Genomic DNA, 1,506 nt, shown 5'->3' on the forward strand with positions numbered 1-1,506 from the left:
AGGAACAGAAATTCTTCATGTAAAGTTTATCAGGAAAGTTGAAGAAGTGTAGTGAACTTTTTTAGTAATAAACCAATAAAAGTGTAAAGTAAATTTAGGCATAGTCAAGGTGTTGATACATTTGAAAAAAACATGGCCGTGTTTAATCTTAAATACGGTCATGTTTTAGTATAAACACGGCCGCGTTTTTTTCAGTTTTCTTCGATGCAAAAAGTGGTCTGAAATTATTTATCTATTTTTATCTTCTTATTCTTTGATTTTATGTCATTTTGAATGATTTTTTCTATCTTTATGTCATATTTCAAAATCTGTCCACTTTTTTTTGAGCGGACTCATTTATTTAAAGTAAATATGTTATAAATTAGTCGTGAATTAAAGCTAAAAATAAAAACCTAATTATATGAATACACTTTTCAGACTCTTTGCTGTTATATTTATTTTATGCATAGCTGACGTAAACAATGCCTATACCACCGAAGGCAATAAAAAAGAGATAGAAATCGTAGTACACCGCGGAGCAAACTTCCTGGCTCCGGAAAATACCATTCCCTCTGCTTTTGCGGCATTAAAGCATGGTGCCACATGGATTGAACTGGATGTCCGTAAGAGCAAGGACGGAGTAATGTATAATCTTCATGATGAGACTTTAGACCGCACAACAAACAGTCACGGTCCAATCAGCATGGCCACATATCCTCCGATATAGACAAACTTGATGCCGGCTCATGGTTTAGTCCAGCTTTCAAAGGAGTTAAAGTGCCACGTATTGAAACAATGCTTGATACACTGAAAGGAAAGGCTAATGTTTTTTTCGATGTTAAAAAAGGAACCTCAGTCAGCAATCTGGTAGAACTTGTAAGGAAAAAAGGATTTGCAAACAATAGTTTCTTTTGGTTTGCCGACCCACAAATGATTCCGGAGTTTGTAAAAATTGCCCCTGAGATGAAAATCAAGGTTAACGCATCCGACATAGAAGGTCTTAAAAAATGGCAAGCCGTATGCAAACCTTCGTATGTAGAAATCAGTCCTGAAAATATTACAAAGGATTTTTCAGAATATTGCCATAAAAACGGAATACTTATCATGGCTGCTATACAAAACGGCAATGAAGAATCTTATAAGAAAGCAATCTTGGCACGTAAACTTCCAATTTTAGGGATCGAGTAGGAGGTAAACATTAATCATAGGTGTTTATCTCCTATTTTCATGTTCACCGACCTCTCACACCACCGTACTTGCCGTTCGGCATACGGCGGTTCCTATTTTGGGCGCCATTCGAGATACGAGTCCATTAAGGTAGGATATCCTGCCTTTCGCAGGCTATCATTATTTATCGCCACTTTCAATATAGGGCTATCAGCGATACGCCAATAACCTTTGCGAGTATTACCCCATTTCCGTGCATTGTATTTTTCTATACCACATTTAATGAGGTTTGCCACCTTGGTCTTGGGTTTCTTCCAAGCTTTCCATATACACATACGTATTCTCCGTCTTAACCACTCA

Annotated in this window: 2 protein-coding genes and 1 pseudogene; 2 read left to right on the forward strand and 1 reads right to left on the reverse strand. The window is 36.9% G+C overall.

Annotated features, from left to right (window positions below):
- Window positions 1-400: 400 nt before the first annotated feature.
- Complete coding sequence (locus H6A27_RS15295; protein ID WP_239469726.1) at window positions 401-706, forward strand: glycerophosphodiester phosphodiesterase; 306 nt, start codon at window positions 401-403, stop codon at window positions 704-706.
- 50 nt (window positions 707-756) lie between these two features.
- The gene (locus H6A27_RS15300; RefSeq protein ID WP_239469727.1) at window positions 757-1,167 is read left to right on the forward strand and encodes a PI-PLC domain-containing protein; all 411 of its coding nucleotides are present in this window, start codon (window positions 757-759) and stop codon (window positions 1,165-1,167) included.
- 92 nt (window positions 1,168-1,259) lie between these two features.
- On the opposite strand, the pseudogene H6A27_RS14340 reads toward H6A27_RS15300, so the two are convergent.
- Window positions 1,260-1,506, reverse strand: a pseudogene (locus tag H6A27_RS14340) (group II intron reverse transcriptase/maturase); the annotation flags it as partial.

Source organism: Bacteroides caecigallinarum, assembly GCF_016902295.1.
Taxonomy (GTDB): domain Bacteria; phylum Bacteroidota; class Bacteroidia; order Bacteroidales; family Bacteroidaceae; genus Phocaeicola; species Phocaeicola caecigallinarum_A.